Origin of the sequence: Paraburkholderia sp. A3BS-1L (genome assembly GCF_051125215.1) — a bacterium.
Taxonomy (GTDB): domain Bacteria; phylum Pseudomonadota; class Gammaproteobacteria; order Burkholderiales; family Burkholderiaceae; genus Paraburkholderia.
Genome location: NZ_CP120445.1, coordinates 508,603 through 533,186, shown reverse-complemented (window position 1 = coordinate 533,186; position 24,584 = coordinate 508,603). Strand labels below are relative to the sequence as shown.

Genomic DNA, 24,584 nt, shown 5'->3' with positions numbered 1-24,584 from the left:
CCATAACCCGCCTACTCGACGCTCAAGCGCGCCCCGATCCGCCCGGCGGCGGCCCGAAGATCGTCCAGATGGCGCGCGGCCATATCCTCGACCTTGAAAAGCCGTTCGAACCAGACGATATTGACGCAGCCGGCAATCGAACCATCGGGCGCTTCGATCGGCACGGCAAGCGCAGACAAGCCGTCGTTGTATTGCGCCCGCGACTGGGTATACGAGCCGCCAAAATTGCGCTCACGCGATCCATACCCGCGCCGCCGCGTTTCGTTGATCAACTGCCGGACATAACGCCCGTCATGCGCCCGCTCGTCGCCTGGCCGCTGGCCCGAGCGCAACGCTTCGAGCAGCGATTCGCGCTCCGCATCCGGGCAAAACGCCAGATACGCGCGTCCGACTGCCGAGCGCAACATGTTGATCTCATAGCCGAGCTTGTCGCGGTTGACGAGAAAGTACGAGCGTGTGCGGTTCGACTCGCACAGCGCCATCGTCGTGCCGCGCCGCACGGCGAGATCCGATGGCCAGAGAATGCGGCTCTGCAACTGGTCCAACTCCGGCGCCGCGCATTCGATCAAATGATCCACGCGATCGATGCGCCGCGCGCGCGCCTGCAACGTGTAGCTCGGGCGAAACAGCCCGTCGGCCAGCCGCTGCCAGATCAGCCCCTGCCGTTCCAACGTCAGAAGAATGCGCAGCAGCGTGGCCTTCGAAATGCCAGTGTGCAGATGCAAATCGTGCAGGCTCGCGGCCTGCAACTCCTGCAGGGTCTTGAGCGTGATGAGGCCTCGTTCGAGCGCGTCGATCGTCTTGACTTTCGGGGACCACATGGCTGAATCCGTTGCGTTTCACTGAGTGAAATCATCTCAGAAATTGCTGGGTTGCGCATCCGGGCTGTTCTACGCTTGCCTTAACTCAAGGAGACAAGCGATGGAGACAGTCAAGAACATCTTGTTCATCATGTGCGACCAGCTGCGCTGGGATTACTTGTCCTGCTACGGCCACCCGACGCTGCAAACGCCCAATATCGATGCGCTTGCGCGGCGCGGCGTGCGCTTCGAGCGCGCCTACGTGCAAAGCCCGGTTTGCGGGCCGTCGCGCATGTCGTATTACACGGGCCGCTACGTGGCGAGCCATCGCGCGTACTGGAATTTCGTGCCGCTGCCCGTTGGCGAGCTGACGCTCGGCGACTACCTGCGCACGCGCGGCATGCGTGTCGCGCTGGCGGGCAAGACGCACATGGTTGCCGACAAGGCCGGCATGCAGCGCCTCGGCATGACCCATGAATCGCCGGGCGCGGTGCTCGTGGAAGAGTGCGGCTTCGAGCCGTTCGATCGCGACGACGGCATTCACCCCGGCCTCTTCGGTGCTCGCGTCGAAACGCCGTATTGCGATTACCTGCGCAGCAAAGGCTACGAGGGCGACAATCCCTGGCATGACTATGCAAATTCGGCGCAGGGAGAGGACGGCGAGATCCTGAGCGGCTGGAAGATGCGTCACGCGTCCAAACCGGCGCGCGTGAGCGAGGAGCACTCGGAAACACCCTATATGATCGACCGGGCGATGGCGTTCATCCGCGAGCAGGGCGACGCGCCCTGGTGCCTGCACCTGAGTCTGATCAAGCCGCATTGGCCGTACATGGCGCCCGCGCCGTACAACGATATGTATGGCCCCGAGGATGTGAAGCCCGCCACGCGCACACTGGACGAGCGCGAGCATCCGCATCCGGTGTTCGGCGCGTTCATGCAGCACGACGAGAGCGTGAGCTTCGCGCGCGACGAGGTGCGCGAGACGGTCATCCCGACCTACATGGGGCTCGTGAAGCAGATCGACGACCACCTCGGCCGCCTGTTCGCGTTCCTGCGCGAAACCGGCCGCGACCAGGACACCATGATCGTATTCACGAGCGACCATGGCGATTACCTGGGCGATCACTGGCTCGGCGAGAAGGAGCTCTTTCACGATGCGTCGTCGCGCGTGCCGCTCATTGTCGTCGATCCGCGCCCCGAGGCCGACGCCACGCGCGGCACGGTCGAGCGGCGGCTCGTCGAGGCCATCGACCTGCTGCCCACGTTCCTCGATGCGGCGGGCGTGGAGATTCCCGGTCATATCGTCGAAGGGCGCTCGCTGCAGCCGCTGCTGCATGGCACAACCGGCGTGACGTGGCGCGATGCCGTTTTCAGCGAGTTCGACTATTCGTTCCGTTCGCGCACGCGCACGCTGCTGGGCCGCGATCTCGACGGCTGCCGCTGCTTCATGGTGTTCGACGGCCGCTGGAAATACATCCATTACGATGGCTTTGCGCCGCAACTGTTCGACCTCGCGGCAGACCCCGACGAGCTGAACGACCTGGGCCGCGATGCGCAACACGCGGGCGTGCGCGCCGAGATGCACGAGCGTCTGTTCGACTGGCTGCGCCACCGCACCTTGCGGCAGACCGCGCCCGCGCGCTTCGTCGAGCGCTGGACGGAAGTGTCCGAGAAGGGCGGCATTCTGCTCGGCGACTGGTAGCGGCGGACGGTGGCAGGAAGGGGCGCCGCGCCCCTCTCAGCGGTAGAGCAGGTAAAAACTATTCGTACATGCAGGAGACATCATGTATCGCCTTATCGCAGCCCATCTCGTGGCGCTGGCGATGGCGTTGCCGGCCATGGCGCATGCCGCCACGACGCTGGTCGTCAATGCCTTTTTGCCGCCACAGCATATCTTCAACGTCGAGGTCATGAGGCCGTGGGCCGAGGACGTCGAGCGCGTCACCCAGGGGCGCGTGAAGATTGTCTTTCCGCCCACCAGCATCGGCTCGCCGCAACAGCAATGGGACGTCGTGCGCAAGCGCATCGTGGATGGCGCCTACATTTTCAACGGCCTCATCCAGAATAAGGCAAGCCTCGTGCAGCTCGCGCATCTGCCGCTCGGCTCCTCGTCCGCCGAGGGCATGTCGGTCGCGCTCTGGCGGACTTACGAAAAGTACTTCGAGCAGGCCGGCGAGTATCGCGACGTGCATCTGCTCGCGCTCGTGGTGTTTCCGGCGGGCGAGATCTATAGCCTCAAGCAGCCCGTCACGTCGCTTCAGGCGATACATGGCGTGAAATACTGGGCACTGCCAGGGGTTGCCTCGACGCTGATGGATCGCGGCGGCGCGGGCGTGGTGGCCACCCCCGCCGCGAAAATGAGCGAGCTGGTGGCGGGCGGCACCGTTGACGGCTTCGTCGGCATCCCCGAGATGGACGCTGCGCGCTTCAACGTGGTCCGCTATGCGCGCTATGAAACGACCGTGCCGGGCGGCATCACCGCGCCGAGCTTTTCGCTCTTCGTGAACCGGCAGGTGTGGGCGTCGATCTCGCCGGCCGACCGCGCGGCCATCACCGCGCTTTCGGGCGAGGCGTTCGCGCGCCGCATGGCCGTGATCGACGCGTCCAATGCGCTTGCCCGCAAGGAGGCCGTCGCGAACGGGCTCAAGCTGATCTCGCCGTCACCGGACTTCGTCGGCGCGCTTCGTGCGCTGGCGCAGCCCATGGACGCGCAATGGATCACCCGCGCGGACCGGCTGCACGTGGACGGCGCCGCCGCGCTCGCCTACTACCGCAACGAAGCAAAGCAGGAGGCAAAATGAGCCTCAGTCAACCTTCCGATGTTATACACCCGTCCGTAGCGATCGTCCCGGACGCACGCGAGAGCCTTGTCTCGCGCTGGCTGCGGCGCGCGCTCGGCAGCGTGGTCGCGCTCGTGCTGCTCTCGATCATGGGGCTCACATTCTGCGATGTGTTCATGCGGTACTGGTTCTCCGCGCCCATCCGCGGCGCCTCCGAGATCGTGCGCTTTGCCATGGCGATCCTCATTTTCTCGGCGTTTCCGCTCGTCACGCGGAGCCAGCAGCACATCACGGTGAACCTGCTGCACGGGCGCTTCGGGCGGCTCGGCAGCTGGCTGCAACATCTGTTCGTGCTGCTCGTGAGCGTGACCGCGGTGGGCATCATGACCTGGCAGCTCGCAAGCGATGGCGCCGATCTCGCGAACAACCGCATCACCACGACCGTGCTGGAGTGGCCGCTCGCGCCGCTCAGCTACTACATGAGCGCACTTTCCGGCGTCACGCTGATCGTGCTGCTCGCGCTTACCGTCGATCACTTCGCCGCGCTCGGCCGCAAGGAAACGCCATGACACTCGCACTTTCAGGCTTCGCCGCCGTTTTGCTGTTCGCGTTCGTGGGCGTGCCGCTCGGCTTTGCGATGCTCGGCATCGGCGTGGGCGCTTTCGCGCTGATTCGCGGCTGGGAGCCCGCGCTCGCGATGGCCGGCATGACGATCGCCGACCTCGCCGCCAACGAGAATCTCTCCGTGCTGCCGATGTTCATCCTGATGGGCACGTTCATCTACAAGGCCGATCTGGCCGAGGAGCTCTACGACGCGGCTAACGCCTGGATCGGCCATTTCAAGGGCGGCCTCGCGCACGCCACGGTGCTGGCCTGCGCCGGCTTCGCCTCGATGTCGGGCAGCTCGATCGCCACGGCGGCCACCATGACCAAGGTGGCGATGCCGCCGATGCGCCGCCACCGCTACGCGGACAGCCTGGCCGCGGGCTGCGTGAGTTCGGGCGGCACGCTGGGCGCGCTGATTCCGCCGAGCTTTCCCTTGCTCATCTATGGCGTCCTGACCGATCAGGATATCGGCAAGCTGTTTATCGCAGGGATCGGCCCGGGATTGCTGCTGGGCTCGCTGTTTCTGCTCTCGATCTGGTGGACGGTGCGGCGCGATCCCGCCAAAGGCCCGCGCGGCGAGCGCGTGGACTGGCCTACGCGCTTCGCCAAGCTCGGCAAGATCTGGGGCGTGCTCGCGCTGTTCCTGATCGTGGTGGGCGGCCTGTATGGCGGCATCTTCACGGCCACCGAGGCATCCAGCGTAGGCGCGACCGGCGCGCTCGTGTTCGCAGGACTGCGCCGCAAGCTGAGCTGGGCGCTGTTGTTCGAGTCGCTCGTGGAAGCGGGCAAGACCACCGCGATGATCTTCGCCATCGCCTTCGGCGGCATGGTGTTCGCCAACTTCATCACGCTCTCTGGCCTCACCGCCACGTTGGTCGCCTGGATTCACGCGCTGCATTTGCCGCTTATCGGTGTGATTGCGGTCATCACCTGCATCTACATCGTGCTCGGCTCGCTCATGGAAGCGCTCGCGATGATGCTGCTCACCATCCCCGTGTTCGCGGCGGTGGTGCAGCCGCTCGGCGCGAACATGATCTGGTTCGGCATTTACGTGGCGATGATGATGGAGATCGGCATGATTCATCCGCCCGTTGGCATGAACGTGTTCATGGTGAAGACCATGCTGCCGGAATTGTCGATTCGCACCATTTTCCGCGGCACCGTGCCGTTTCTCTGCGCGAACATCGTCGCGCTCGTGGTGGTCATTCTCGTGCCGGGCGTGGCGCTCGGGCTGGTTCATCTCATGCGTTGAAGGCTCACCGCCAGGCGCGCGCCCGGCCGTCTATCCGTAGTTGTCCTGGGGTGGGCGCGCCGCGCCCGCACGGGCCGCGCGCTGCGCTCGCGGTGCCGCGGCTGCCGTGCGCGGCGGCCGGCCGGACCCGATTGTTTGCGATTCGCGAATGACGTATTCGGACCTTATCCGGTACTGATTTCGGGTGGCTTGCGACTATCTTTGCGACGTCGATGTCGAGCGCGTCCAGGTTAATGGCGCATCTCGCGTCGGCCACCGTTTTCGAACATGACCGATGGTTCGGCGCCCGGCCGGCCCAAGGAGACAGAGATGAAATCGAACACATGGGACACGGCTTACGAGCGCCGTGCCGTGACATTGCTGGCGCTAGGCTTCGGCCTCGTGGGCCTCGACCGCTGGCTGATCGCGCCGCTGTTCCCGTCCATCATGCAGGACCTGAACCTGAACGCCCAGGACGTGGGCAACTGCATCGGCATACTCGGCCTTTCGTGGGGCGTGTTCGCGGCGGTCATGGGCGGCATGTCCGACAAGGTGGGCCGGCGCAAGGTGCTGATTCCGGCGATCATCGCTTTCTCGCTGCTTTCGGGCTTTTCCGGCCTTGCGGGCGGCTTCGCGAGCCTGCTGGCCGTGCGCGCGCTGATGGGCGTGGCGGAAGGCTCGTTCTGCCCGACGAGCTTCGCGGCCACGGCCGATGCCTCGCACCCCAAGCGCCGCGGCTTCAATCTCGGGGTGCAGCAAAGCGGCTTCGCGTTGTTCGGGCTCGCGCTCTCGCCGATCATCGCCACGCAGTTGCTGGGTGTGATGAGTTGGCGCTGGGTGTTCGCGCTCGTCTCGGTGCCGGGGCTCATTCTTGGCCTGCTGATGTACCACGTGATTCGCGAACCGAAGGCCATCGCGACGCCTGAATCCGGGGAGCACGCGCGCGGCCACTGGCGCGACGTGATCCGCAGCCGCAACATTCCCGTGGCGATGGTGGCGCTATTCTGCGCGATGACGGGCGTGTTCGTGCTCGGCGCGATGCTGCCGCTCTACCTCACGCAGTACCTCAAGCTCGACACGCAGCACATGGGCGTGGTGGCATCCGCCATCGGCTTTGGCGGTTTCGTCGGGCAGTTCGGCTTGCCGGGGCTCTCCGATCTGCTGGGCCGGCGCCTCGCCAGCGTCATCGGCTTTGTGGGCACGGCCGTCATGCTGATCGTGTTTCGCGGCCTCGGCGCGCAGCCGCTGGAACTCTTCGCGGTGCTGTTCGCGGCGTCGTTCTTCACGCTGGGTCTGGTTTCGCTGCTTTCCGGGCCGGTTGCCACCGAGGCCGCGCCGCTCGGCATGGTCTCGACCTCGATCGGCCTCGTCGTGGGCGCGGGCGAAATCTTCGGCGGTGGCGTGGCGCCTGCGCTGGCCGGCTTCGTGGCGTCACATTTCGGTATCCAGAACATCTTGTGGCTGCCGATTGGCGCAGTCGTGCTGGGTGTGCTGGTGAGCATGCTGCTCAAGGAAACGGCGCCGGCCGCGCTGCGCCGCGGCTTGGCAGCGACCCCTGCAGGACCCATCCCGGCTGCCGGCCAAGCCGAGTAGTAGCGGGGGGGGGCCATCCACGTCGTCCTCTCTAGCCGCGCCGCCGATGCGCCGATGCCGCAGCGGCGTGGCGCAATGGAGCCGGGCCCTATACTTGGATGGCCCGAACCGATAAAGAAGAGAGGAGCATGGACCGATTCTTGAGTATCGAAGCGTTTGTACGCGTGGCGGAAACGAGCAGTTTTGCGGAAGCGGCCCGGCAGATCGGCGTGACCAGTTCGGTCGTGACGAATCGCATCCAGCAACTGGAGAAGTTCGTCAACGCGCCGCTCTTTCATCGCAGCACGCGACATGTGCGCCTCTCCGAAGTCGGAGAGGCGTTTTATCGCGAATGCGCGGAGGTAGTGGGGCGCGTGAACGAGCTGACCGACCAGATGCGCGAGCTGCGCGCCACGCCCACGGGGCGGCTGCGCATCCAGATACTGCCGGGTTTCGCGCTGGGTCATTTCGGTGCGCCGCTTGCCGAGTTCAATCGGCGTTACCCGGGCATCCAGCTCGATGTGATCGTCAACGACCGCGTGGTGGATCCGATCGAAGAAGGCTTCGATGTGGCGTTCCAGATCTTCCCGCCTATTTCCGAGTCGCTGATCGAGCGCCGCCTCTTTACGGTGCGGCGGCTCTTTGTCGCCACGCCCGCTTACGTGGCGGAGCACGGCGCGCCTCAACATCCGCGTGAATTGCTGCAGCACACCACGGCGCTCTATTCGGGCTATCCGTCGCGCAATCGCTGGACGATGACGCGTGCCGATGAGGTCGTGGAGCTGGAGTTACCCGGCATGATCCGCTCGAATTCGGTGCATTTGCTGCGCGATTACGCGCTTACGGGCGGTGGAGTGGTGTGCCTGCCCACGCTGGTGGCAAGCGCTGCGCTGCTCGATGGCTCGCTCGTGCCGATCCTCACCGATTACCACCTTTCCTCGTTGAGCTTCGCGGCCGTGTATCCGTCCACGCAGCGCCAGGCGCTGAAGGTGAAGGCGCTGGTGGAGTTCCTGGCCGAGTATCTGGGCCCGGAGCCCGCGTGGGACGTGCCGCTGATCGAGCGCGGCTGGGTGCGTTAGCCGCATTCGCGATTATTTGCGAAACGCGAATGCCGTAGTCGGCCGGGCGCTGGTTGTTGTCCGTGCGCAGCGCTCCTAAAGTTGAACGCAACGATACCTTCCAAAACAGGAACAGGAGACAGCCATGACCGATACCTCATTTCACACCGTCTTCGGCTCGCTCGAGCAATACCGCAAAGGCGAGATCGAAATCACGAGCGGCGACGCCCGCCACTATGTTTTCTCGAACGTCTTCGAAGTTGCCGCGCAGTCGGCGTCCTACGAGAAGGTCGTGGTTGGCAAGAACCTCGAGTATGTGATCGAGGTGCTGCGCACGGAAGGTCAATCGCGCTGGTTCGCCTGCGCTCACGATGAGTTCGTCATCCTGATGGACGGCGAAGTGCGCATCGACTTCATCAAGCTCGATAACCCGCCGAAGGACGGCACGGGAACGGTCGCGGCAGGCGAGGCGCCCGCGGGCCGCAAGATGGGCCATGTGGTGCTGCGCCGTGGCCACCAGGCCCTGTTGCCGGCCGGTTGCGCCTACCGCTTCAGCGCGAGCAAGAGCGGCGTGGCGCTCGTGCAGACCATGGCCGGCGCGCTCTCCGTGCAGAAGTGGGCGGATATCTGCCTGCACTGAATCCGCACACACGAACCGATCATCTCAAGGAGACACAGACATGGCCAGCCTCGACAACCAAGATCACCTCGCAAGCTTCGCCGCCGACACCGTATGCGCGAGCGAGCCCGACGCCGTGACCGGCTACTGCCGCTTCAAGCTCGGCGCCTTTGAATTCACGCGCGACGAATATTTCGTCAAGGTGCTGTGGCCCGCGAAAGGCCAGACCCGCACCCACGCCATTCCCGCCGACGCCTTCCTGCGCGCGATGATGCGCGATGTGGCATGGGGCTTCTTCTACGGCTGGGTGAACTTCGACCACGTGTTCGGCACGCGCAACCACTACGGCAAGGTGGACGTGTACGCGGGTTCGTTCAACGGCATCATGAAGGAAGCTGGCGTGGACTATATCGAGACCTTCGAGACGCCCACCATCATGGCGACCTTCAAGGCGATCCTGCACGACTGGACCAACGAAGGCTTCGACCCGTTCGCCGCGCCCGAGGAAACCGGCACAGCGTTCGGCCGCAAGCACGGCGACAACGATGCCGCTATCGAGCGCACGCGCATTGCCACGCGCCGCATGCCGGGCCTCGAAGGCGACTCGCCGCTGCGCGACGACCTGCCCGTGAACCGCGCTTTCGCCGATGTCCCCCAGGACGATCCCGAAGTGCATGTCGAGCCGGGCTTCGAAGGCGAGCTGCACGCGTTCAACCTCTTCAAATACCTCTCGCGCTCGGACGTCACGTGGAATCCCTCCGTGACTTCGGTGTGCGGCCAGAGCCTGTTCTGCCCGACCACGGAGGAGTACATCCTGCCGGTTTTCCACGGCAACGACCGCGTCGAATGGTTCCTGCAGCTCTCGGACGAAATCGTCTGGGACATCGGCGACAAGAACACGGGTGCGCCGCGTGCGCGCATCACGATGCGCGCCGGCGATATCTGCGCGATGCCCGCCGACATTCGCCACCAGGGCTACTCGACCAAGCGCTCGATGCTGCTCGTGTGGGAGAACGCCACGGCCGACTTGCCCAAGCGCTACGAGCGCGGCGATCTCAAGCCCTATCCGGTTGAGTTCTGAGCGCGTTGTGACGTTATTCAGCATGCCAAAGCATCAATCGAGGATTTAAATCATGCAAACGCAATTGTTCATCGACGGCCGTTTCGTTGATGCCGTCGAAGGCGGCACCATCGACGTGCTCAATCCGCACGACGGCTCGTTGATCACGAAGATCGCCGCAGCCACCGCCGCCGATGTCGATCTGGCCGTGGCCGCCGCCACGCGCGCGTTCCCGAAGTGGGCGGCGCTGCCCGCCGCCGAGCGCGGCCGCCTGCTGCTGCGTCTGGCCGACGCCATCGAAGCGAACGCCGAAGAGCTCGCGCAACTCGAATCGCTCGACACCGGGCACCCGATTCGCGATTCGCGTGCACTCGACGTGCCGCGCACGGCGGGGTGCTTTCGCTACTTCGGCGGCATGGCCGACAAGCTGCAAGGCTCGGTGATTCCCGTCGAAGCCGGCTTTCTCAACTACGTGCAGCGCGCGCCCATCGGCGTGGTCGGTCAGATCGTGCCGTGGAATTTCCCGCTCATGTTCACGAGCTGGAAGATGGGGCCTGCGCTCGCAGCCGGCAACACGGTCGTGCTGAAGCCTTCGGAAATCACGCCGCTCTCCACGCTGCGCATTGTCGAGCTGATGGCGGAAGTGGGCTTCCCCGCGGGCGTGGTCAATATCGTGCCGGGCTATGGCCACATGGCCGGGCAACGGCTCGCGGAACATCCCGGCGTAGGCAAGATCGCCTTCACGGGGTCGACGGCAACGGGGCGGCGCATCGTCGAGGCCTCACAGGGCAACTTGAAGCGCGTGCAGCTCGAACTGGGCGGCAAGGGCGCGAACATCGTGTTCGACGACGCCAATCTCGACGCTGCCATCAACGGCGCGGCCTGGGCGATCTTCCACAACCAGGGGCAGGCCTGCATCGCGGGCTCGCGCCTCGTGCTGCACGAGCGCATCGCCGATCAGTTTCTCGAACGCTTCGTCGACCTCGCGTCGTCGATTCGAGTGGGGAATCCTTTGGATTCCGAAACGGAGATGGGGCCGCTTACGTCGCTGCAGCATCTGGAGCGCGTGAAAACCTACGTGGACGTGGCGCGCGAGCAGGGCGGGCGCGTGCTCACGGGCGGCAGCGCACCGCAGGACCCGGCGCTTGCGAACGGCTACTACGTGCGCCCCACGGTGATCGAGGCGAAGACGCCGAAAGATCGCGTCGCTCAGGAAGAGGTGTTCGGCCCGTTCGTGACCGTGCTGCGCTTCAAGTCCGACGAAGAGGCGCTCGCCATCGCCAACGGCACCGAGTACGGTCTCGGCAGCGGCCTCTGGACGCGCGATCTTTCGCGTGCGCACAGCCTCGCGGGCAAGATCAACGCGGGCATGTGCTGGATTAACTGCTACAAGCGCGTGAACCCGGGCAGCCCGTTCGGCGGCGTCGGCCAGTCGGGCTATGGGCGCGAGATGGGCTTCGAGGCGATGCACGACTACACGGAGGCCCGCTCGGTATGGGTCAACGTGGACGCCCAGGTGCCGCCGCACTTCAAGCGCTGAGGCACATATGGATCGCTTCGTCTATCAAGGCTTGCCGTCGCGCGTGGTGTTCGGCTGGGGCAATCTCGCGCGGCTGCCCGAGGAAGTGGACCGTCTCGGCGCGCGCCGCGCGCTGATTCTCTCGACGCCCGAGCAGCGTCCGCTCGCCGAGCAAGTCGCGCGTCTGCTCGGCGAGCGCGCCGCAGGGATTCACGCCGAGGCGGTCATGCACGTGCCCGTGGAAGTCGCGCGGGCCGCCTGCGAAAAGGCGGCGGCGCTCGATGCGCAATGCTGCGTGGCCGTGGGCGGCGGCTCGACCATTGGCCTTGGCAAGGCCATCGCGCTCGAATCGTCGCTGCCGATCGTCGCGGTGCCCACGACCTACGCAGGCTCGGAGATGACGCCGATCTACGGGCTCACCGAAGGGCGCCTGAAGAAGACCGGGCGCGATTTTCGCGTGCTGCCGCGCACGGTGATCTACGATCCGTCGCTGACCGTGTCGCTGCCCGCGGGCATTTCTGCGGCCTCGGGCATCAACGCGATGGCGCACGCGGTGGAGGCGCTCTACGCGGAAGATGCCAATCCCGTGATCAGCCTGATGGCCGAGGAATCGATTCGCGCATTGGGCGAGTCGCTGCCGGCTGTCGTGCAGCGTCCCGACGATGCGGCGATGCGCAGCCGCGCGCTCTACGGCGCGTGGCTCGCGGGCAGTTGCCTCGGCGCGGTGAGCATGGCACTGCATCACAAGCTTTGCCACACGCTGGGCGGCACGTTCAATCTGCCGCACGCGCAAACGCATGCAATCATGCTGCCGCATACGGCGCACTACAATCACGCGGCCGCGCCGCGGGCGCTCGAACGCGTGGCGCGCGCGATCGGTGCGGAGCATGCGGCACAGGCGGGGCCGCGGCTGTATGAACTGAACGCGTCGCTGGGCATTGCGACTGCGCTCAAGGACATTGGCATGCCCGAAACCGGCCTCGACGAAGCGGCCGATCTGGCGTGTACCAATGCGTATCCCAATCCGCGCGAGCTGGAGCGCGAGGCGATCCGCGCGCTGCTGCAGCGCGCGTGGGAAGGGGCCGCGCCGCAATAGCCGGACCAGGCTGTGCGCGCGGCGCGCGAGGACAACGAAAGGAGACAACCATGTCGATACATGGAAACGAGGCCGAGCGGGCTTTGACGGAACAGGTCGTGGCACGCTTTGCGAACACGCCCGACGCGCGCCTGCGCACCCTGATGCAAAGTCTCGTGCGGCATTTGCACGCTTTCGTGAGTGAAGTGGAGTTGACCGAGGCAGAGTGGATCGCGGCCATCCGCTTTCTCACCGAGACCGGCCAGATGTGCGACGGCGTCGTGCGTCAGGAGTTCATTCTGCTGTCCGACACGCTGGGTGTGTCGATGCTGGTCGACGCGATCAACCATCGCTACGAGACGGGCGCGACCGACACGACCGTGTTCGGCCCGTTCTATATCGAAGGCATGCCCGAGCGCGCTTTCGGCGAGAACATGGCGTTCACGCCGGGCGTGCCCGCGCTCGTGCACGGCCGCGTGCTGTCGACCGAAGGCGAGCCCGTGGCGAACGCGCTACTCGACGTGTGGCAAACGGCGGACAACGGCATGTACTCGGGGCAGGACACCGAGCAGCCGCATGGCAACCTGCGCGGCCGTTACCGCACCGACGCCGAAGGCCGCTACGCGATTCGCACCATCGTGCCCGTGTGCTACCCGATTCCAACCGACGGACCGGTGGGCCGCATGCTCCAGGCGACGGGGCGGCACCCGTGGCGGCCCGCGCATCTGCACTTCATGATCACGGCGCCCGGTCACAGCACGCTCGTGACGCACCTGTTCAACCAGAACGACCCGTATCTCGACTCGGACGCCGTATTCGGCGTGAAGCCGTCGCTGCTAGTGGACTATTGCGAGCGCGCGGCAGACGACGCGAAAGCCCGGCAGTTCGGCTTCGAGGGCGGCTTTCGCGAGGCCTGCTACGACTTCGTGCTGGAGCGCGCATGAGACCGTTGACGCGCTACTACGCGGTGTTCGCCACCGACAAGCCGGGCATGCGCGAGGTGCGCGATCGAATACGCGCGGTGCATCGCACCTATCTGCGCTCGGCGCCGCAACACGGCGTGTTTGTGAGGCTCGGCGGGTCGACGTTCGCGCCACGGTGCGATGGGCACAACGGCACCCTGCTCGTGGTCGAGGCCGAAGCTTACGACGACGTGATGCGCTTCGTGCGCGACGATCCATATACATTGGCGGGCGTGTTCGAGCGTGTCGAGATCCGGCCGTGGGACTGGAATGTTGGTAATCCTGAGCAAAGGGTTTGAGTGATGAGCGATCGCCTTCTGTGCCGCGTCGACGACGTGCCGGACGGCGGCGCACGCGTCGTAGACGGCGCGCCCGGAGACGGTGCGGTTGTCGTCGTGCGGCGCGGCGCATCGGTGTGGGCCTACGTCAATCGCTGCCCGCATTTCTCGGTGCGGCTCGATTTCGAGCCGGGCGAGGTCTGCACGTACAGATCGAAAGTACTGATGTGCGCCCATCACAGCGCGCTGTTTGCGTTCGAGGATGGCCGCTGCATCGAGGGGCCGTGCCAGGGCGCCGCGCTGACACCCGTTCCGGTGCGCGTCGTTGGGGTCGATGTGTGGTCCGGCGCAGCCGGGTGAACGGGGTCAGCGAAGCGTTCGAGCCATGCCCACGGGAAAATGCCGCGGTCGTGGCCGTCGCTAAAGACGAGTTGGACGCCATAGCCCACTGAAACCATGCCGGTCAGCGTGAGATTGTCATGGGCCGTCTCGCCAGAGCTTGCGCGCAGCGGTTCATGTGCGTTTCCACTCATGCGAGCGCGGCGGCATCCCGCGCAGGGACATGCGCGCCGCAGGCTCGCGAGCGGGAGGCGCTGGCGCAGGCCGCCTCGCCATACGAGGACGAGCGCGCCCGTTTCGTCATGCATTTCGATGGGCACGTTCATGAGACGCCGCCTTCGAACTGCGCCGTGAGTTGCTGCAAGGCGATCCGCACGGCCTTGCGCACTTCGGGGTCGCGGTCGTCGAGTGCTGCCTGCAATGGCGCAAGGCTCGATGCCGAGGGCAGTTCGCCCAGTGCAAGCGCGGCCTCCTTGCGCAGGTTGCTGATCGGATGCGCAAGCAGCGCGCTCACGGCGGGCGCGGCGTGCGCATCGCCGATGCGCCCCAACGCGCGCGCCGCGCGCAGGCGCACCTGCCAGTAGTCGTCGTCGAGCGCGTGGATGAGCGCGTCGCGGGCGGCGGGCAGGCGCAGTTTCCCCAACGTGCTCGCGGCTTCCTCGCGGACTTGCCAGTCGGCATCGGCGAGCGCGTGCAGCAGCGCCGTGCCCGCAGCGGTCTCGTTCACAGCGGCGAAGCCGAGCGCGCCCACGGCAGCGCGCCGTACTGCGCTGTGGGCGTCGGCGGCCGCGAGCGCCGCTAGCGGCGCGACAGCGCGCCTGTCCTTGAGCCAGCCCAGCACGGCCACGGCTTCGAGGCGGACCTCGGCATCGGCGTCGGCGAGCGCGGCGTGTGCGGGTTCGAAGGCCGCCGCGTCGCGCAATTCGCGCAGGCCGCGCAACGCCGCGCGTCGAGCGAACGGTTCGGGCCGCGCCGCCCAGCGCCGCAGCACCCGCGCCGAGCCGGGCGCCTTGAGTTCGGCGAGCGCTTGCTGGGCCGCTTCGCGCACGCCCGGGTCGGCGTCCAGCAGCGTGGCGCAGAGCGCCTCCACCACGTCCTCCCGTTCCCACGATGCCAGTACGAACGCGGCTTCGCGGCGAACCTCGGGCGCGGGGTCGTCGCGCAGCGCCGCTATGAGCGGCGCAAGCAGCGCGCTGTGTTCCAGATCGGCGAGATCGAGCACGGCGATGCGTCTCACGGCGGCGTCGGCAGCGGCGAGACGCGTGAGCGCGCCGGCCGCTTCGGGCGGCGGCATCGCAGGCAATTGAATAGAATCGGTCATGGCTGTTTGTCGATATGGAATCCGAAATGAATAGGGGAGATAGAGTCAAAACATAATCGCGCCGCAGCTACCGCAGCAGGTACGGGATCTCCACCTTCACCGCGCCCGTGGGGCAGTCGCGCTCGCAGGGCATGCAGTACCAGCATTCGTCGAATTGCATATAGGCCTTGCCCTTAGTCATGTCGATGGCCAGCAGGTCCAGCGGGCAGACGTCGACGCATACCGTGCAGCCTTTGTCGGCGATGCAGCGCGATTCGTCGATCGTGACCGGCGCGCTGCCGCGCTGGAAGATGTCGTGGGGCGCGTAACTCATGAGTTTTTCCTCGCTGCATTCGTTCAAGAATGGGCCTGAAGCAGTGCTCAAAGCGCTTGAGCCGGTTCGCGCTCGCGCTGGATGCGCATGCGGCTGTATGCGCCAAGATCGGCGGCGTCGACCGGCACGATATAAGGGGCGACGGTGCGCTTCTCGCAGGTCATGCGGCCGCTGGCGTCCTTGCGCAGATCGGTGTGGCAGAACCAGTTGGCGTCGTCGCGCTGCGGGTAGTCGACGCGGTGGTGATAGAGCCCCCAGCGGCTCTCGGTGCGGAACAGCGACGCGCGCGCGGCCATTTCCGCGCAATCGCGAATCGCGCGCACTTCCGCCGCGCGCATGAGTTCGTGCGGGTTATGGGCCTTGATCGCGCCGATGTCCTCGCCGATCTCGTCGAAGCGCTGCAAGCCGATCTCCATCTTGCGCGTGACCTTGGGCGGCTGGAGATAGTCGTTCACCATGCGCCGCAATTTGTATTCGACCTGTGCGGGGGCGAGACCGTGCTCGCGCTCGAGCGGTGCGTAAATGCGCGCGCGCTCGGCGTCGATCTGCGCGTGCTCGAGCGGCGCGTGCCCGCGTTCCGCCACATAGCCGGCGGCGTCGTGTCCCGCGAATCCGCCGTAGGTGAACGCGCCAAGCATGTAGTTGTGCGGTACGGCGGCCATGTCGCCCGCGGCGTAGAGGCCGCGCACCGTGGTTCGCGCGCGCGCGTCCACATACACGCCCGATGCGCTATGGCCGCTGCAAAAGCCGATTTCGGAAATGTGCATCTCGATCATCTGCGTGCGGTAATCGTTGCCGCGTCCCGCATGAAAGCGCCCGCGGCTCGGGCGCTCGTTGGTGTGCAAAATCTGCTCGATGGTCTGAATGGTTTCCTCGGCCAGGTGGTCGAGCTTCAGGAACACCGGGCCGTTTCCGCTTTGCAGTTCCTGATGGAACTCCCACATCATCTGGCCGCTCCAGTAATCGCATTCGATGAAGCGTTCGCCCTTGCCGTTCGCGGTGAAGCCGCCGAGCGGACCGGTCACGTAGGCGCAAGCGGGGCCGTTATAGTCCTTGATGAGCGGATTGATCTGGAAGCACTCCAGATTGGTGAGCGCCGCGCCGGCGTGGTACGCCATCGCATAGCCGTCGCCCGCGTTGGTGGGATTCTCGTAGGTGCCCATCAGGTAGCCCGACGCGGGCAGGCCCAGACGTCCCGCCGCGCCGCAGCACAGGATCACGGCCTTTGCGCGCACCACCACGCACTGGGCCGTGCGGCAGTCGAAGCCCATGACGCCGCACGCGGCGCCCTGGGCATCGGTGAGCACACGTGTGGTCACGACGCGGTTGGTGATGGCCACGCGCGCGCGCTTGAGCTGGCGATAGAGCACCTTCTTGATGTCGTGCCCTTCGGGCATGGGCAAAACATAAGCGCCCATGTGATGAACCTTCTTCACTGCGTAGTCGCCGTTGCCGTCCTTTTCGAACTTCACGCCCCAGCGGTCGAGTTGTTCGATGGTCGCGAAGCTGTGCCGCGCGTAAGCGTACACGGTCTCCTGATCGACGATGCCATCGTTCGCAATGGTGATCTCGCGCGTGTATTGCTCGGGCGTCGCGTGGCCGGGAATCACGGCATTGTTCAGGCCGTCCATGCCCATCGAAATCGCGCCGCTGCGCTTCACGTTGGCTTTTTCGAGCAGCAGCACCGTCAGCTCGGGATTGCATGCTTTTGCCTTGATCGCAGCCATGGGCCCAGCCGTGCCGCCGCCTACGACCACAATGTCGTATTCGAGTATTTCGGTGTTCATTGCCTGTTCCTCAGGTAGTTTCGCAGTCAGGGGCTTTTTCGCGGTCGACGCGCAGGCGGTACTGGAAGGCGTCGCCGCGAAAGTAGAGGTATTCGAAATCGATCGGCGTGCCTTGCCCGTCGTGCGTGGTGCGCTCGATGCGCAGCACCGGGCTGCCTTCCTGCACACCCAGCGCGTGAGCGATCTCGTCGTTGGCGAGCATGGCGTCGATCGACACGTCGGCGTGGCCGAGCGGCACGCCGCAGGCGTTTTCGAGGATCAGGAAAATATCGCGTGTGACAAGGTCGGCGTTGGCGAGGCGCTTGCCGAGCGGCTCCGGCAGCCAGGTCAGTTCGAGCGAGATGGGCGCGCGGTCCAGCAGGCGCACGCGATGGATTTCGGCTACGCGCGCGCTTTCCGGAAGAGCGAGTTTATGCGCGACGTAGCGATTGGCCGCGACGATGCGAAAGGCCAGCAGCGTATTGACGATCTCATGCCCCATCGGCGACATCGCTTGCGCGAAGCCTTGCAACGAGGTCATGTTCTGGAATGCCTTGGGCTTCGAGACGAAGGTGCCCTTGCCGTGCAGGCGAAACACGAGCCCCTCGTTCTGCAGATCGCCGAGCGCCTGGCGCACGGTAATGCGGCTCACGCCGAACAGGGCGCACAGCGCGTATTCGGATGGCATCTGGCTGCTCGGGGCGTAGGTGCCGTCGAGAATGCGCTTGCGCAGGGTGTCCCTGATGCGCGTGTGGAGCGGCGGCGCTGCGGCCGCCAGGGGATTCGTGTTGGGCATGATCCACTTGTCATGACAAGATGGATCGCAGTGTAATCAGGCCGGTTACCGCCACCAACGAAGCATTTCTGCTATCTATTTTCTTGGGCGTTCCCAGGCGTTCCCAGGCGCCACACGGCATGAAGACCATGCGGCGCGAGGCATCGCATTGCGCGATGGCACGCGGGCAGCCGCGGGGCTCGACGTGACCGAGCCGGAGCCGCTGCCGCCCATGCACGACTAGTAGCGCGCTATCAGACCTCGGAGACGGCAGGTAGAGCTTCTAGCTCGGCGAGCTTTTCGCGTTCGTCGAGGTATTGCGAGCGATAACCCGAGTTCACGCCCCAGTAGTAAAAGCCGAGCGAGATGATCGCGACCACCAGCATGTCCCAGCCGTAGGGAATGAGGTCGTGACCGCCGAACTGCTTGCTGCCGATCAGCGACAGGACCGCCATCGTCGGCAGGTATGCGCACAGCCACCATGCGGCCTTCAGATCCTGGCCCCAGCCGTCGAAGCCCGTCTTGCCCTGGAAGTAGAAGTACACCGGCAGCGCGACGACCATCAGCAGGATGATTTCGCCGGTCAGCGGCCACTTCGCCCAGTACAGGATCATCGACGCGCACACGAACGCGAACGGCGCGATGACCTTCATGAACGGCACCGAGAGCGGGCGCTCCAGATCGGTTGCCGCGCGCTTGAGCGCCATCAGGCTGATCGGGCCGGTGAGGTACGAAATGACGGTCGCCACCGAGATCACCGCCGCGAGCGAGCTCCAGCCGCGGAAGAAGAACATGAAGATGAACGAGACGAGCAGGTTGAACCACATCGCCTGACGCGGCACGCCGTAGAACGGGTGCACGTTGCCGAACATCTTGGGCATCGTGTTGTTGCGCTCCATCGCGTAGATCATGCGCGAGGTCGTGGCCATGTAGGTCGTGCCGGTGCCGCTCGGGCTCACGAACGCGTCCACGTAGAGCAGGATCGCGAGCCAGTTCAGGTTCAGCGCAATCGCGAGTTCAGCGAACGGCGACTTGAAGTTGAAGGTGTTCCAACCCTTCATCACGTCGTCCGGGCTGACCGCGCCGATATAGGCAACCTGCAGCAGCACATAGATCACGAGCGCGCAGAGGATCGAGCCGATCACCGCGAACGGCACGCTCTTCGAAGGGTTGCGTGCCTCACCGGCGAGGTTGATCGGGCTCTGGAAGCCGTTGAACGCGAACACGATGCCGCTGGTTGCCACGGCCGTGAACACCGCCGACCAGCCATACGGCGCGAAGTCGGTCGACTGGCCGAAGTTCTCGTGGTGGAAGCCGGTCGCCATCAGGCCCGCGATCGTGAGACCCGGAATGATGAACTTGAAGATCGTGATGGCGCTGTTGGCGCGCGCGAAGAGCTTCACGCCCCAGTAGTTGAGCATGAAGTAAATGATCACGAGCAGCGCGGAGAGGAACAAGCCCGATGAGGTCAGCTCACCGTTCACGAACAGCGCGTGCGCCCATGGATAGGGCCAGGTGCTCATGTACTGGATCGAGGCCTCGGCTTCGATCGGAATCACCGAGACAATGGCGATCCAGTTGGCCCAGGCGCTGATGAAGCCCACCAGCGCGCCGTGCGAGTAGCGTGCATAGCGCACCATGCCGCCCGATTCGGGGAACATCGCGCCAAGCTCGGCGTAGGTGAGTGCAATCGCCAGAATGACCACGGCGCCGATGATCCAGGCACAAATGGCGGCGGGACCGGCAATCTTGGCTGCCTTCCACGCGCCGAACAGCCAGCCCGAACCGATGATCGACCCGAGGCCGGTAAACATCAGCGCGAACGGCCCGATATGTCTTTTAACAGAACTACTCACATCGTCTCCTTATCTCCAGATCGCAAGGAATCGTCGCGACTTCCGTCCGATTCTTGTTCTCGTCACACGCATTTTTTTGCAGCGTCTTCAAGGCTTGTATGGGCATTGAAAGGCCGAATGCGGCCACGCAGCAATAAATGTTGAAGGCGGATACTCGTGCGACTTCCCTGGTGCGTCCAATGCTGATTGCACATAGCATTATGCGAAATTTGCATGATGGTAATAACAGCCGCTATATAAAGGGGGATTCGCAGCGCGCGGCATGCATGGTGTAGCGTCGAACCTATGCATATTCATCTATTTGGTTCGCATGTTCGAGATGCTTTCAAGACGATCAGGCAAAAGATGCGGATTATTCGGCATGGTCTGTCGCGCAACCCATCCATACACTCGTCCAATTGTCCATCTGTCCGTGCACTTGAGCCGGACATCGCCGCCCTCATAACAGAAAAGGTCGAACAACATGGTACAGATCGTGGTGAATGGAAAGCGCCATCAATTCGATGGCGATCCCGGGATGCCCTTGCTCTGGTATCTGCGCGACGAACTCGGGCTCACGGGCACGAAGTTCGGCTGCGGCATGGCGCTGTGCGGCGCATGCACGGTGCATCTCGACGGTCAGCCCACACGCGCCTGCGTGACGCCGGTCGGCTCGCTGGAAGGCCGCAGCATCACGACCATCGAGGCCATTCACGAGCAGAAAGTCGGCGCCGCCGTGCAGGCCGCGTGGATCGAGGCGCAGGCGCCGCAATGCGGCTATTGCCAGTCGGGCCAGGTGATGTCGGCGGTCGCGCTGCTCGCGTCCAAGCCCAATCCCACCGACGCCGACATCAACGACGCGATGAGCGGCAACATCTGTCGCTGTGCGACCTATCAGCGGATTCGCGCCGCGATTCATCATGCATCGGAGGAGCTCAAGCATGCGTGATCCGATTCTTCGCGATGAGGCCGCGCAGGGCGGCGCAGAGTCCCGCGCGACGCTCACGCGCCGCCAGTTTCTGGCCGGCATGTCGGCATTGACGCTTGCGGTCGGCTTTCGCGGCGGCCTTGCGGTGGCGGCATCGCTCGATCCCGCGAAGCTGCCGTTCGAGCCGAATGCGTTCATTCGCGTGAATGCGGACGGCACGGTCACGGTCGTCTCCGAGTATCTGGAGATGGGCCAGGGCACCTTTACGGGGCTGGCCACGCTGGCCGCCGACGAGCTCGACGTGGCGCTCGACAAGGTGAAGGTCGTGCCCGCGCGGGCCGACGTGAAGCAATACGCGAACCCCATGTTCGCCTCGTTTGGCTGGACGGTGCAGGGCACGGGCGGCAGCACGGCGATGGCGGGGGCATGGAAGCAGATGCGCGAAGCCGCTGCGGCCGCGCGCATGATGCTGGTCGCCACCGCCGCGAAGGCCTGGAAGGTCGATGCGAACACGCTGCGCGTAGAAGACGGCGTGATCGTGCACGCGCCATCGGGCCGCCGCGCGGGATATGGCCAGTTCGTTGCCGCCGCCGCGCACGAAAGCGTTCCGGCGCACGTGGTGCTCAAGCAGCCCGGCGACTTCAAGCTGATTGGCAGCGATAAAACCCGCCGCGTCGACGTGCCGGCGAAGGTGAACGGCTCCGCGATTTACACGCAGGACGTCAAGGTGCCGGGCATGCTGGTGGCCGTGATTGCGCATCCGCCTCGTCTGGGCGGCAAGGTCCAGCACGTGGACGCGAGCAAGGCCAAGGCGATCAAGGGCGTGGTCGCCGTGGTCGAGGTGCCGGGCGACGGCGAAGTGCAGGGCGGCGTGGCGGTGCTCGCTCACAACACCTGGATAGCCCGCCAGGGCCGCGACGCGTTACAGATCACGTGGGACGACAGCCACGCTTTCGCCCTGAGTTCCGACGACATCTACAAGCAGTTCCGCGCGCTGGCGGACCAGCCCGGCGTGGTGGCGGAAAAGCGCGGCACGGTACTGAGCGCCGCTCCCGAGGGCGGCAAGTATCTGGAAGCCGTTTATGAGCAGCCCTATCTTTCCCACGCGCCGATGGAGCCGCTGAACTGCCTCGTGCATGTGCAGGGCAGCCGCTGCGAGATCTGGAACGGCGAGCAGTGGGCCACGGCCGACCAGGCGATGGCCGCGAAGGAGCTCGGGCTCAAGCCCGAGCAGGTCGTCATTCATCAACTCTATGCGGGCGGCAGCTTTGGCCGCCGCGCGAATCCGCAATCGGACTATGTGCGCGAAGCGTGCCGCATCGTGCGTGCGGCGCACGCGCAAGGCGTCGACGCGCCCATCAAGCTCGTGTGGATGCGCGAAGACGATATGCGCGCGGGCTATTACCGGCCGCTCACGGTTCACAAGGTGCGAGTCGCGCTCGACCAGGCCGGCAACCTGGTGTCGTGGAATCACGATGTGGTAGGGCAGAGCTTCCTGCAGCTGCCCAAGCCGGATTCGATCGATCCAGTGCTGGTCGAGGGCACCGCGGACATTCCCTACGACATTCCCAACTTCAAGGCCACGCAGCACGCGCCGAAGCTGGCGGTGCAGACCCAGTGGCTGCGCTCGGTCGGGCACACCCATGCCGCCTTCGTGGGCGAAACCATGATGGACGAAGCCGCGCGCGCAGCAGGTAAGGATCCCTATGCATTTCGCCATGCGCTGCTGGCGAGCAAGCCAAGGCATCGCGGCGTGCTCGATCTTGCGGCGCAAAAGGCGGGCTGGTCGAAGCCGCTGGCGGCGGGCGCGCAGGGCACGAAGCGTGGCCGGGGCATCGCGCTGCAGTTCGCGTTCGGCACCTATGTCGCGCAGGTGGCCGAGGTGACGGTGCAGCAAGATGGTTCGTTTACGGTCGACCGGGTGGTCTGCGCGGTCGATTGCGGCACGGTGATCAATCCCGATATCGTCGCGGCGCAGGTGAAAGGCGGGATCGGCTTTGGCCTCGCGTTCCTGCATACGGGCATCACGTTCGACAAGGGGCAGGTCAAGGAGGGCAACTTCAACGACTACCCGGTGCTGCGCATGAGCGGCATGCCCGTGGTCGAGGTGCATATCGTGGCGTCGAAGGAGCCGCCGACCGGCATCGGCGAGCCCGGCGTGCCGCCGGCCGCGCCCGCGGTCGCGAACGCGCTGGCCGCCGCGACTGGCGTGAGCATCCGCGCGCTGCCGCTCGGCGACACGCTGCGTTCTGCCTGACGGGGGATTGGGGCCCGGCTCTGCCGGGCGTCATCGAGGTGCTTCAGGGCCTGCCCGCCTCTAACCGAATGGGCGAGCGCGGCCTCGATTAGCCGCGCACGCTCAGCAGATTGGCATCGCGCGCGAGACGCCACTGGCCGTCGGCCCCCTTGCGCAGCAGCGTGAGGGTGTAGCCCGCGCGGCGCACGGTGCCCCCGCCCGGCGGCGTGATGGCGATGTCGATGTGATTGCGGATGAATGCCCAGTCGCCGAGGATTTTCAGTTCGACGATCTCGCTGGTGCCATCGAACTTCATGCCTTCCATGCCCTTCGAGGCGGCAGCGAACGCTTCCTTGCCGAACGGCTCCTGTCCCGGAACCATGAAGATGACGTCGTCCGTCATCAGGCTGAGAACGGTTGCGGTATCGCCGCGCTTGCTGGCGGCCATCCAGGTTTCCACGACTTGCCGGATGGCGCGTTCGTCGTCGTTCATGGCGTGTTCCTCCAATTCATTCGGCCCTGCATTGTTCGGCACGGTAGGGATGCAAATCGGAATTATCCACTGTCTGCGTGCCCAGCAGGTCCGGCACGCGCTGTTTCAGGATATCTGCGACTGTGCGCACCTGCGCCGGGGGCGGCCGCTGGGCAGGAATCAGCAGATGCAGCTGCTGGGATGGCACGCCGTGTTGCGGCAGCAGTGGCACGAGCTCTCCGCGGGCGATCGCGTCGACGCACGCAACGGCCTCGACCACGCCGATCGCCAGTCCGCCCCTGATCATTTGATACATTGCCCTCCAGTGATTCGTCGTGATGGAGGTCCGGATGGGGACGTTATCACGCCTGGCGGACTCATCGACGAGCGGCAGGTGACCGGTGCCGAACATCGACTTGATGCGCACGAACGCGTGCTCGGCCAGATCGCGGGGTTCCCCTATCGGCGCATGCCGCGCGAGATAGTCCGGCGAAGCAACAAGAATGCGTTGGACCTGGCCGAGGCAGAACGCATGGAACGGGCCATCACCCAGCGGCCCTTGATGAAGCGAGAGGTCGACGCCTTCCGTGCAGCGTTCGACGGTTCCATCATTGAGCGCGAGGTCGATGTCCAGCTGCGGGCAGGTTTCGCGCACGAATCGCAGCGCGCAGGGCAGGAGCAATTCGCCAATGCAATGCGGCGCAGCGATGCGAATGGTTTCCTTGAACGTATGGCGATCGCTTCGGACTTCGGCAATGGCCCGTTCGGCGTCGGCCAGGATTTTCTTGCTGTGCGCATAGAAAATTTTGCCCTCCGGCGTGCACTTGAAGGTGCGCGCGTTGCGCAGCAGGAGGCGGCAGCCGAGATATTTTTCGAGCCGCTCGATCCGTTCGCTCGCTGCGGGCTGGCCGATGTTGGCGTCGCCTGCAGCACCGGAGATGCTGCCCCGTTCCACCGCGAGAATGAAAATGCGCATGGCCTCCAGAACATTCACAGGCGGCCTCCGCGATCCGGGCGATTAGTTGATGTCGCCATTCTG

General features: G+C 65.1%; 23 protein-coding genes and 1 pseudogene. 15 read left to right on the top strand and 9 right to left on the bottom strand.

What is annotated here, in order from left to right:
• Positions 1-11: 11 nt before the first annotated feature.
• Positions 12-821: an IclR family transcriptional regulator domain-containing protein gene (locus tag P5W99_RS33135; RefSeq protein WP_421028075.1), complete on the bottom strand. Its 810-nt coding sequence runs from the start codon at positions 819-821 to the stop codon at positions 12-14.
• Positions 822-921: 100 nt separating this feature from the next.
• Between P5W99_RS33135 and P5W99_RS33130 the strand changes: the two genes are divergently transcribed.
• The 13 genes from P5W99_RS33130 to P5W99_RS33070 all read left to right on the top strand — a co-directional run bounded on the left by P5W99_RS33130 (position 922) and on the right by P5W99_RS33070 (position 13,920).
• On the top strand, positions 922-2,502 hold the full coding sequence (locus tag P5W99_RS33130; RefSeq protein WP_434665489.1) for an alkaline phosphatase family protein: 1,581 nt from the start codon (positions 922-924) through the stop codon (positions 2,500-2,502).
• Between the two features lie 82 nt (positions 2,503-2,584).
• On the top strand, positions 2,585-3,601 hold the full coding sequence (dctP, locus tag P5W99_RS33125) for a TRAP transporter substrate-binding protein DctP (RefSeq protein WP_421028073.1): 1,017 nt from the start codon (positions 2,585-2,587) through the stop codon (positions 3,599-3,601).
• Entirely contained in the window at positions 3,598-4,149 is a 552-nt protein-coding gene (locus tag P5W99_RS33120; RefSeq protein WP_434665485.1) for a TRAP transporter small permease, read from the top strand. The genes dctP and P5W99_RS33120 overlap by 4 nt, the downstream gene beginning before the upstream one ends.
• Positions 4,146-5,438, top strand: coding sequence for a TRAP transporter large permease (locus tag P5W99_RS33115; protein WP_421028071.1), 1,293 nt, complete (start codon positions 4,146-4,148; stop codon positions 5,436-5,438). Before P5W99_RS33120 ends, P5W99_RS33115 begins: the two co-directional genes overlap by 4 nt.
• A gap of 309 nt (positions 5,439-5,747) precedes the next feature.
• Positions 5,748-7,010 carry an MFS transporter gene (locus P5W99_RS33110; protein WP_434665482.1) on the top strand — a complete coding sequence of 421 codons (1,263 nt, stop codon included), beginning with the start codon at positions 5,748-5,750 and terminating at the stop codon, positions 7,008-7,010.
• Between the two features lie 128 nt (positions 7,011-7,138).
• Positions 7,139-8,068, top strand: coding sequence for a LysR family transcriptional regulator (locus P5W99_RS33105; RefSeq protein ID WP_421028069.1), 930 nt, complete (start codon positions 7,139-7,141; stop codon positions 8,066-8,068).
• 124 nt (positions 8,069-8,192) lie between these two features.
• On the top strand, positions 8,193-8,687 hold the full coding sequence (locus tag P5W99_RS33100; protein ID WP_421028068.1) for a hydroxyquinol 1,2-dioxygenase: 495 nt from the start codon (positions 8,193-8,195) through the stop codon (positions 8,685-8,687).
• 40 nt (positions 8,688-8,727) lie between these two features.
• Positions 8,728-9,747, top strand: a complete 1,020-nt coding sequence (locus tag P5W99_RS33095) for a hydroxyquinol 1,2-dioxygenase (protein ID WP_434665479.1) — start codon at positions 8,728-8,730, stop codon at positions 9,745-9,747.
• Between the two features lie 52 nt (positions 9,748-9,799).
• Entirely contained in the window at positions 9,800-11,266 is a 1,467-nt protein-coding gene (locus P5W99_RS33090; protein WP_434665476.1) for an aldehyde dehydrogenase family protein, read from the top strand.
• Positions 11,267-11,273: 7 nt separating this feature from the next.
• Entirely contained in the window at positions 11,274-12,341 is a 1,068-nt protein-coding gene (locus tag P5W99_RS33085) for a maleylacetate reductase (RefSeq protein WP_421028065.1), read from the top strand.
• A gap of 50 nt (positions 12,342-12,391) precedes the next feature.
• Positions 12,392-13,264, top strand: coding sequence for an intradiol ring-cleavage dioxygenase (locus tag P5W99_RS33080; RefSeq protein ID WP_434665474.1), 873 nt, complete (start codon positions 12,392-12,394; stop codon positions 13,262-13,264).
• A gap of 5 nt (positions 13,265-13,269) precedes the next feature.
• Positions 13,270-13,581: a YciI family protein gene (locus P5W99_RS33075; RefSeq protein WP_421028752.1), complete on the top strand. Its 312-nt coding sequence runs from the start codon at positions 13,270-13,272 to the stop codon at positions 13,579-13,581.
• A 3-nt stretch (positions 13,582-13,584) separates the two neighbouring features.
• Complete coding sequence (locus tag P5W99_RS33070) at positions 13,585-13,920, top strand: Rieske (2Fe-2S) protein (protein WP_421028063.1); 336 nt, start codon at positions 13,585-13,587, stop codon at positions 13,918-13,920.
• Between the two features lie 32 nt (positions 13,921-13,952).
• On the opposite strand, the pseudogene P5W99_RS33065 reads toward P5W99_RS33070, so the two are convergent.
• From P5W99_RS33065 to P5W99_RS33040, 6 genes and pseudogenes are all read right to left on the bottom strand, one after another.
• A pseudogene (locus P5W99_RS33065) lies at positions 13,953-14,207 on the bottom strand (DUF971 domain-containing protein); the annotation flags it as partial.
• Between the two features lie 14 nt (positions 14,208-14,221).
• The gene (locus P5W99_RS33060) at positions 14,222-15,220 is read right to left on the bottom strand and encodes a HEAT repeat domain-containing protein (protein ID WP_434666566.1); all 999 of its coding nucleotides are present in this window, start codon (positions 15,218-15,220) and stop codon (positions 14,222-14,224) included.
• Positions 15,221-15,287: 67 nt separating this feature from the next.
• Positions 15,288-15,533 (bottom strand): 4Fe-4S dicluster domain-containing protein, encoded by a 246-nt coding sequence (locus tag P5W99_RS33055; protein WP_421028061.1) that lies wholly within the window; start codon positions 15,531-15,533, stop codon positions 15,288-15,290.
• Between the two features lie 47 nt (positions 15,534-15,580).
• Positions 15,581-17,320, bottom strand: coding sequence for a fumarate reductase/succinate dehydrogenase flavoprotein subunit (locus P5W99_RS33050; protein WP_434666564.1), 1,740 nt, complete (start codon positions 17,318-17,320; stop codon positions 15,581-15,583).
• Between the two features lie 10 nt (positions 17,321-17,330).
• Positions 17,331-18,095, bottom strand: a complete 765-nt coding sequence (locus P5W99_RS33045; protein ID WP_421028060.1) for a GntR family transcriptional regulator — start codon at positions 18,093-18,095, stop codon at positions 17,331-17,333.
• 233 nt (positions 18,096-18,328) lie between these two features.
• Positions 18,329-19,930: an APC family permease gene (locus P5W99_RS33040; protein ID WP_421042771.1), complete on the bottom strand. Its 1,602-nt coding sequence runs from the start codon at positions 19,928-19,930 to the stop codon at positions 18,329-18,331.
• Positions 19,931-20,393: 463 nt separating this feature from the next.
• On the opposite strand from P5W99_RS33040, the gene P5W99_RS33035 reads away from it, so the two are divergent.
• Together P5W99_RS33035 and P5W99_RS33030 are read left to right on the top strand one after the other, a co-directional pair.
• Positions 20,394-20,858, top strand: coding sequence for a (2Fe-2S)-binding protein (locus P5W99_RS33035; protein ID WP_421028750.1), 465 nt, complete (start codon positions 20,394-20,396; stop codon positions 20,856-20,858).
• Complete coding sequence (locus P5W99_RS33030) at positions 20,851-23,094, top strand: molybdopterin cofactor-binding domain-containing protein (RefSeq protein WP_434666560.1); 2,244 nt, start codon at positions 20,851-20,853, stop codon at positions 23,092-23,094. Before P5W99_RS33035 ends, P5W99_RS33030 begins: the two co-directional genes overlap by 8 nt.
• An 88-nt stretch (positions 23,095-23,182) precedes the next feature.
• On the opposite strand, the gene P5W99_RS33025 is transcribed toward P5W99_RS33030, so the two are convergent.
• Positions 23,183-23,566, bottom strand: a complete 384-nt coding sequence (locus P5W99_RS33025) for a YybH family protein (RefSeq protein WP_421028748.1) — start codon at positions 23,564-23,566, stop codon at positions 23,183-23,185.
• A 16-nt stretch (positions 23,567-23,582) separates the two neighbouring features.
• On the bottom strand, positions 23,583-24,521 hold the full coding sequence (locus tag P5W99_RS33020) for a LysR family transcriptional regulator (protein WP_421073403.1): 939 nt from the start codon (positions 24,519-24,521) through the stop codon (positions 23,583-23,585).
• Between the last annotated feature and the right edge of the window lie 63 nt (positions 24,522-24,584).

Bases quoted from the DNA above. Each gene is read 5' to 3' on its own strand.
- P5W99_RS33135 (WP_421028075.1), bottom strand. From the start codon at position 821: ATGTGGTCCCCGAAAGTCAAGACGATCGACGCGCTCGAACGAGGCCTC.
- P5W99_RS33130 (WP_434665489.1), top strand. From the start codon at position 922: ATGGAGACAGTCAAGAACATCTTGTTCATCATGTGCGACCAGCTGCGC.
- dctP (WP_421028073.1), top strand. From the start codon at position 2,585: ATGTATCGCCTTATCGCAGCCCATCTCGTGGCGCTGGCGATGGCGTTG.
- P5W99_RS33120 (WP_434665485.1), top strand. From the start codon at position 3,598: ATGAGCCTCAGTCAACCTTCCGATGTTATACACCCGTCCGTAGCGATC.
- P5W99_RS33115 (WP_421028071.1), top strand. From the start codon at position 4,146: ATGACACTCGCACTTTCAGGCTTCGCCGCCGTTTTGCTGTTCGCGTTC.
- P5W99_RS33110 (WP_434665482.1), top strand. From the start codon at position 5,748: ATGAAATCGAACACATGGGACACGGCTTACGAGCGCCGTGCCGTGACA.
- P5W99_RS33105 (WP_421028069.1), top strand. From the start codon at position 7,139: ATGGACCGATTCTTGAGTATCGAAGCGTTTGTACGCGTGGCGGAAACG.
- P5W99_RS33100 (WP_421028068.1), top strand. From the start codon at position 8,193: ATGACCGATACCTCATTTCACACCGTCTTCGGCTCGCTCGAGCAATAC.
- P5W99_RS33095 (WP_434665479.1), top strand. From the start codon at position 8,728: ATGGCCAGCCTCGACAACCAAGATCACCTCGCAAGCTTCGCCGCCGAC.
- P5W99_RS33090 (WP_434665476.1), top strand. From the start codon at position 9,800: ATGCAAACGCAATTGTTCATCGACGGCCGTTTCGTTGATGCCGTCGAA.
- P5W99_RS33085 (WP_421028065.1), top strand. From the start codon at position 11,274: ATGGATCGCTTCGTCTATCAAGGCTTGCCGTCGCGCGTGGTGTTCGGC.
- P5W99_RS33080 (WP_434665474.1), top strand. From the start codon at position 12,392: ATGTCGATACATGGAAACGAGGCCGAGCGGGCTTTGACGGAACAGGTC.
- P5W99_RS33070 (WP_421028063.1), top strand. From the start codon at position 13,585: ATGAGCGATCGCCTTCTGTGCCGCGTCGACGACGTGCCGGACGGCGGC.
- P5W99_RS33060 (WP_434666566.1), bottom strand. From the start codon at position 15,220: ATGACCGATTCTATTCAATTGCCTGCGATGCCGCCGCCCGAAGCGGCC.
- P5W99_RS33055 (WP_421028061.1), bottom strand. From the start codon at position 15,533: ATGAGTTACGCGCCCCACGACATCTTCCAGCGCGGCAGCGCGCCGGTC.
- P5W99_RS33050 (WP_434666564.1), bottom strand. From the start codon at position 17,320: ATGAACACCGAAATACTCGAATACGACATTGTGGTCGTAGGCGGCGGC.
- P5W99_RS33045 (WP_421028060.1), bottom strand. From the start codon at position 18,095: ATGCCCAACACGAATCCCCTGGCGGCCGCAGCGCCGCCGCTCCACACG.
- P5W99_RS33035 (WP_421028750.1), top strand. From the start codon at position 20,394: ATGGTACAGATCGTGGTGAATGGAAAGCGCCATCAATTCGATGGCGAT.
- P5W99_RS33030 (WP_434666560.1), top strand. From the start codon at position 20,851: ATGCGTGATCCGATTCTTCGCGATGAGGCCGCGCAGGGCGGCGCAGAG.
- P5W99_RS33025 (WP_421028748.1), bottom strand. From the start codon at position 23,566: ATGAACGACGACGAACGCGCCATCCGGCAAGTCGTGGAAACCTGGATG.
- P5W99_RS33020 (WP_421073403.1), bottom strand. From the start codon at position 24,521: ATGCGCATTTTCATTCTCGCGGTGGAACGGGGCAGCATCTCCGGTGCT.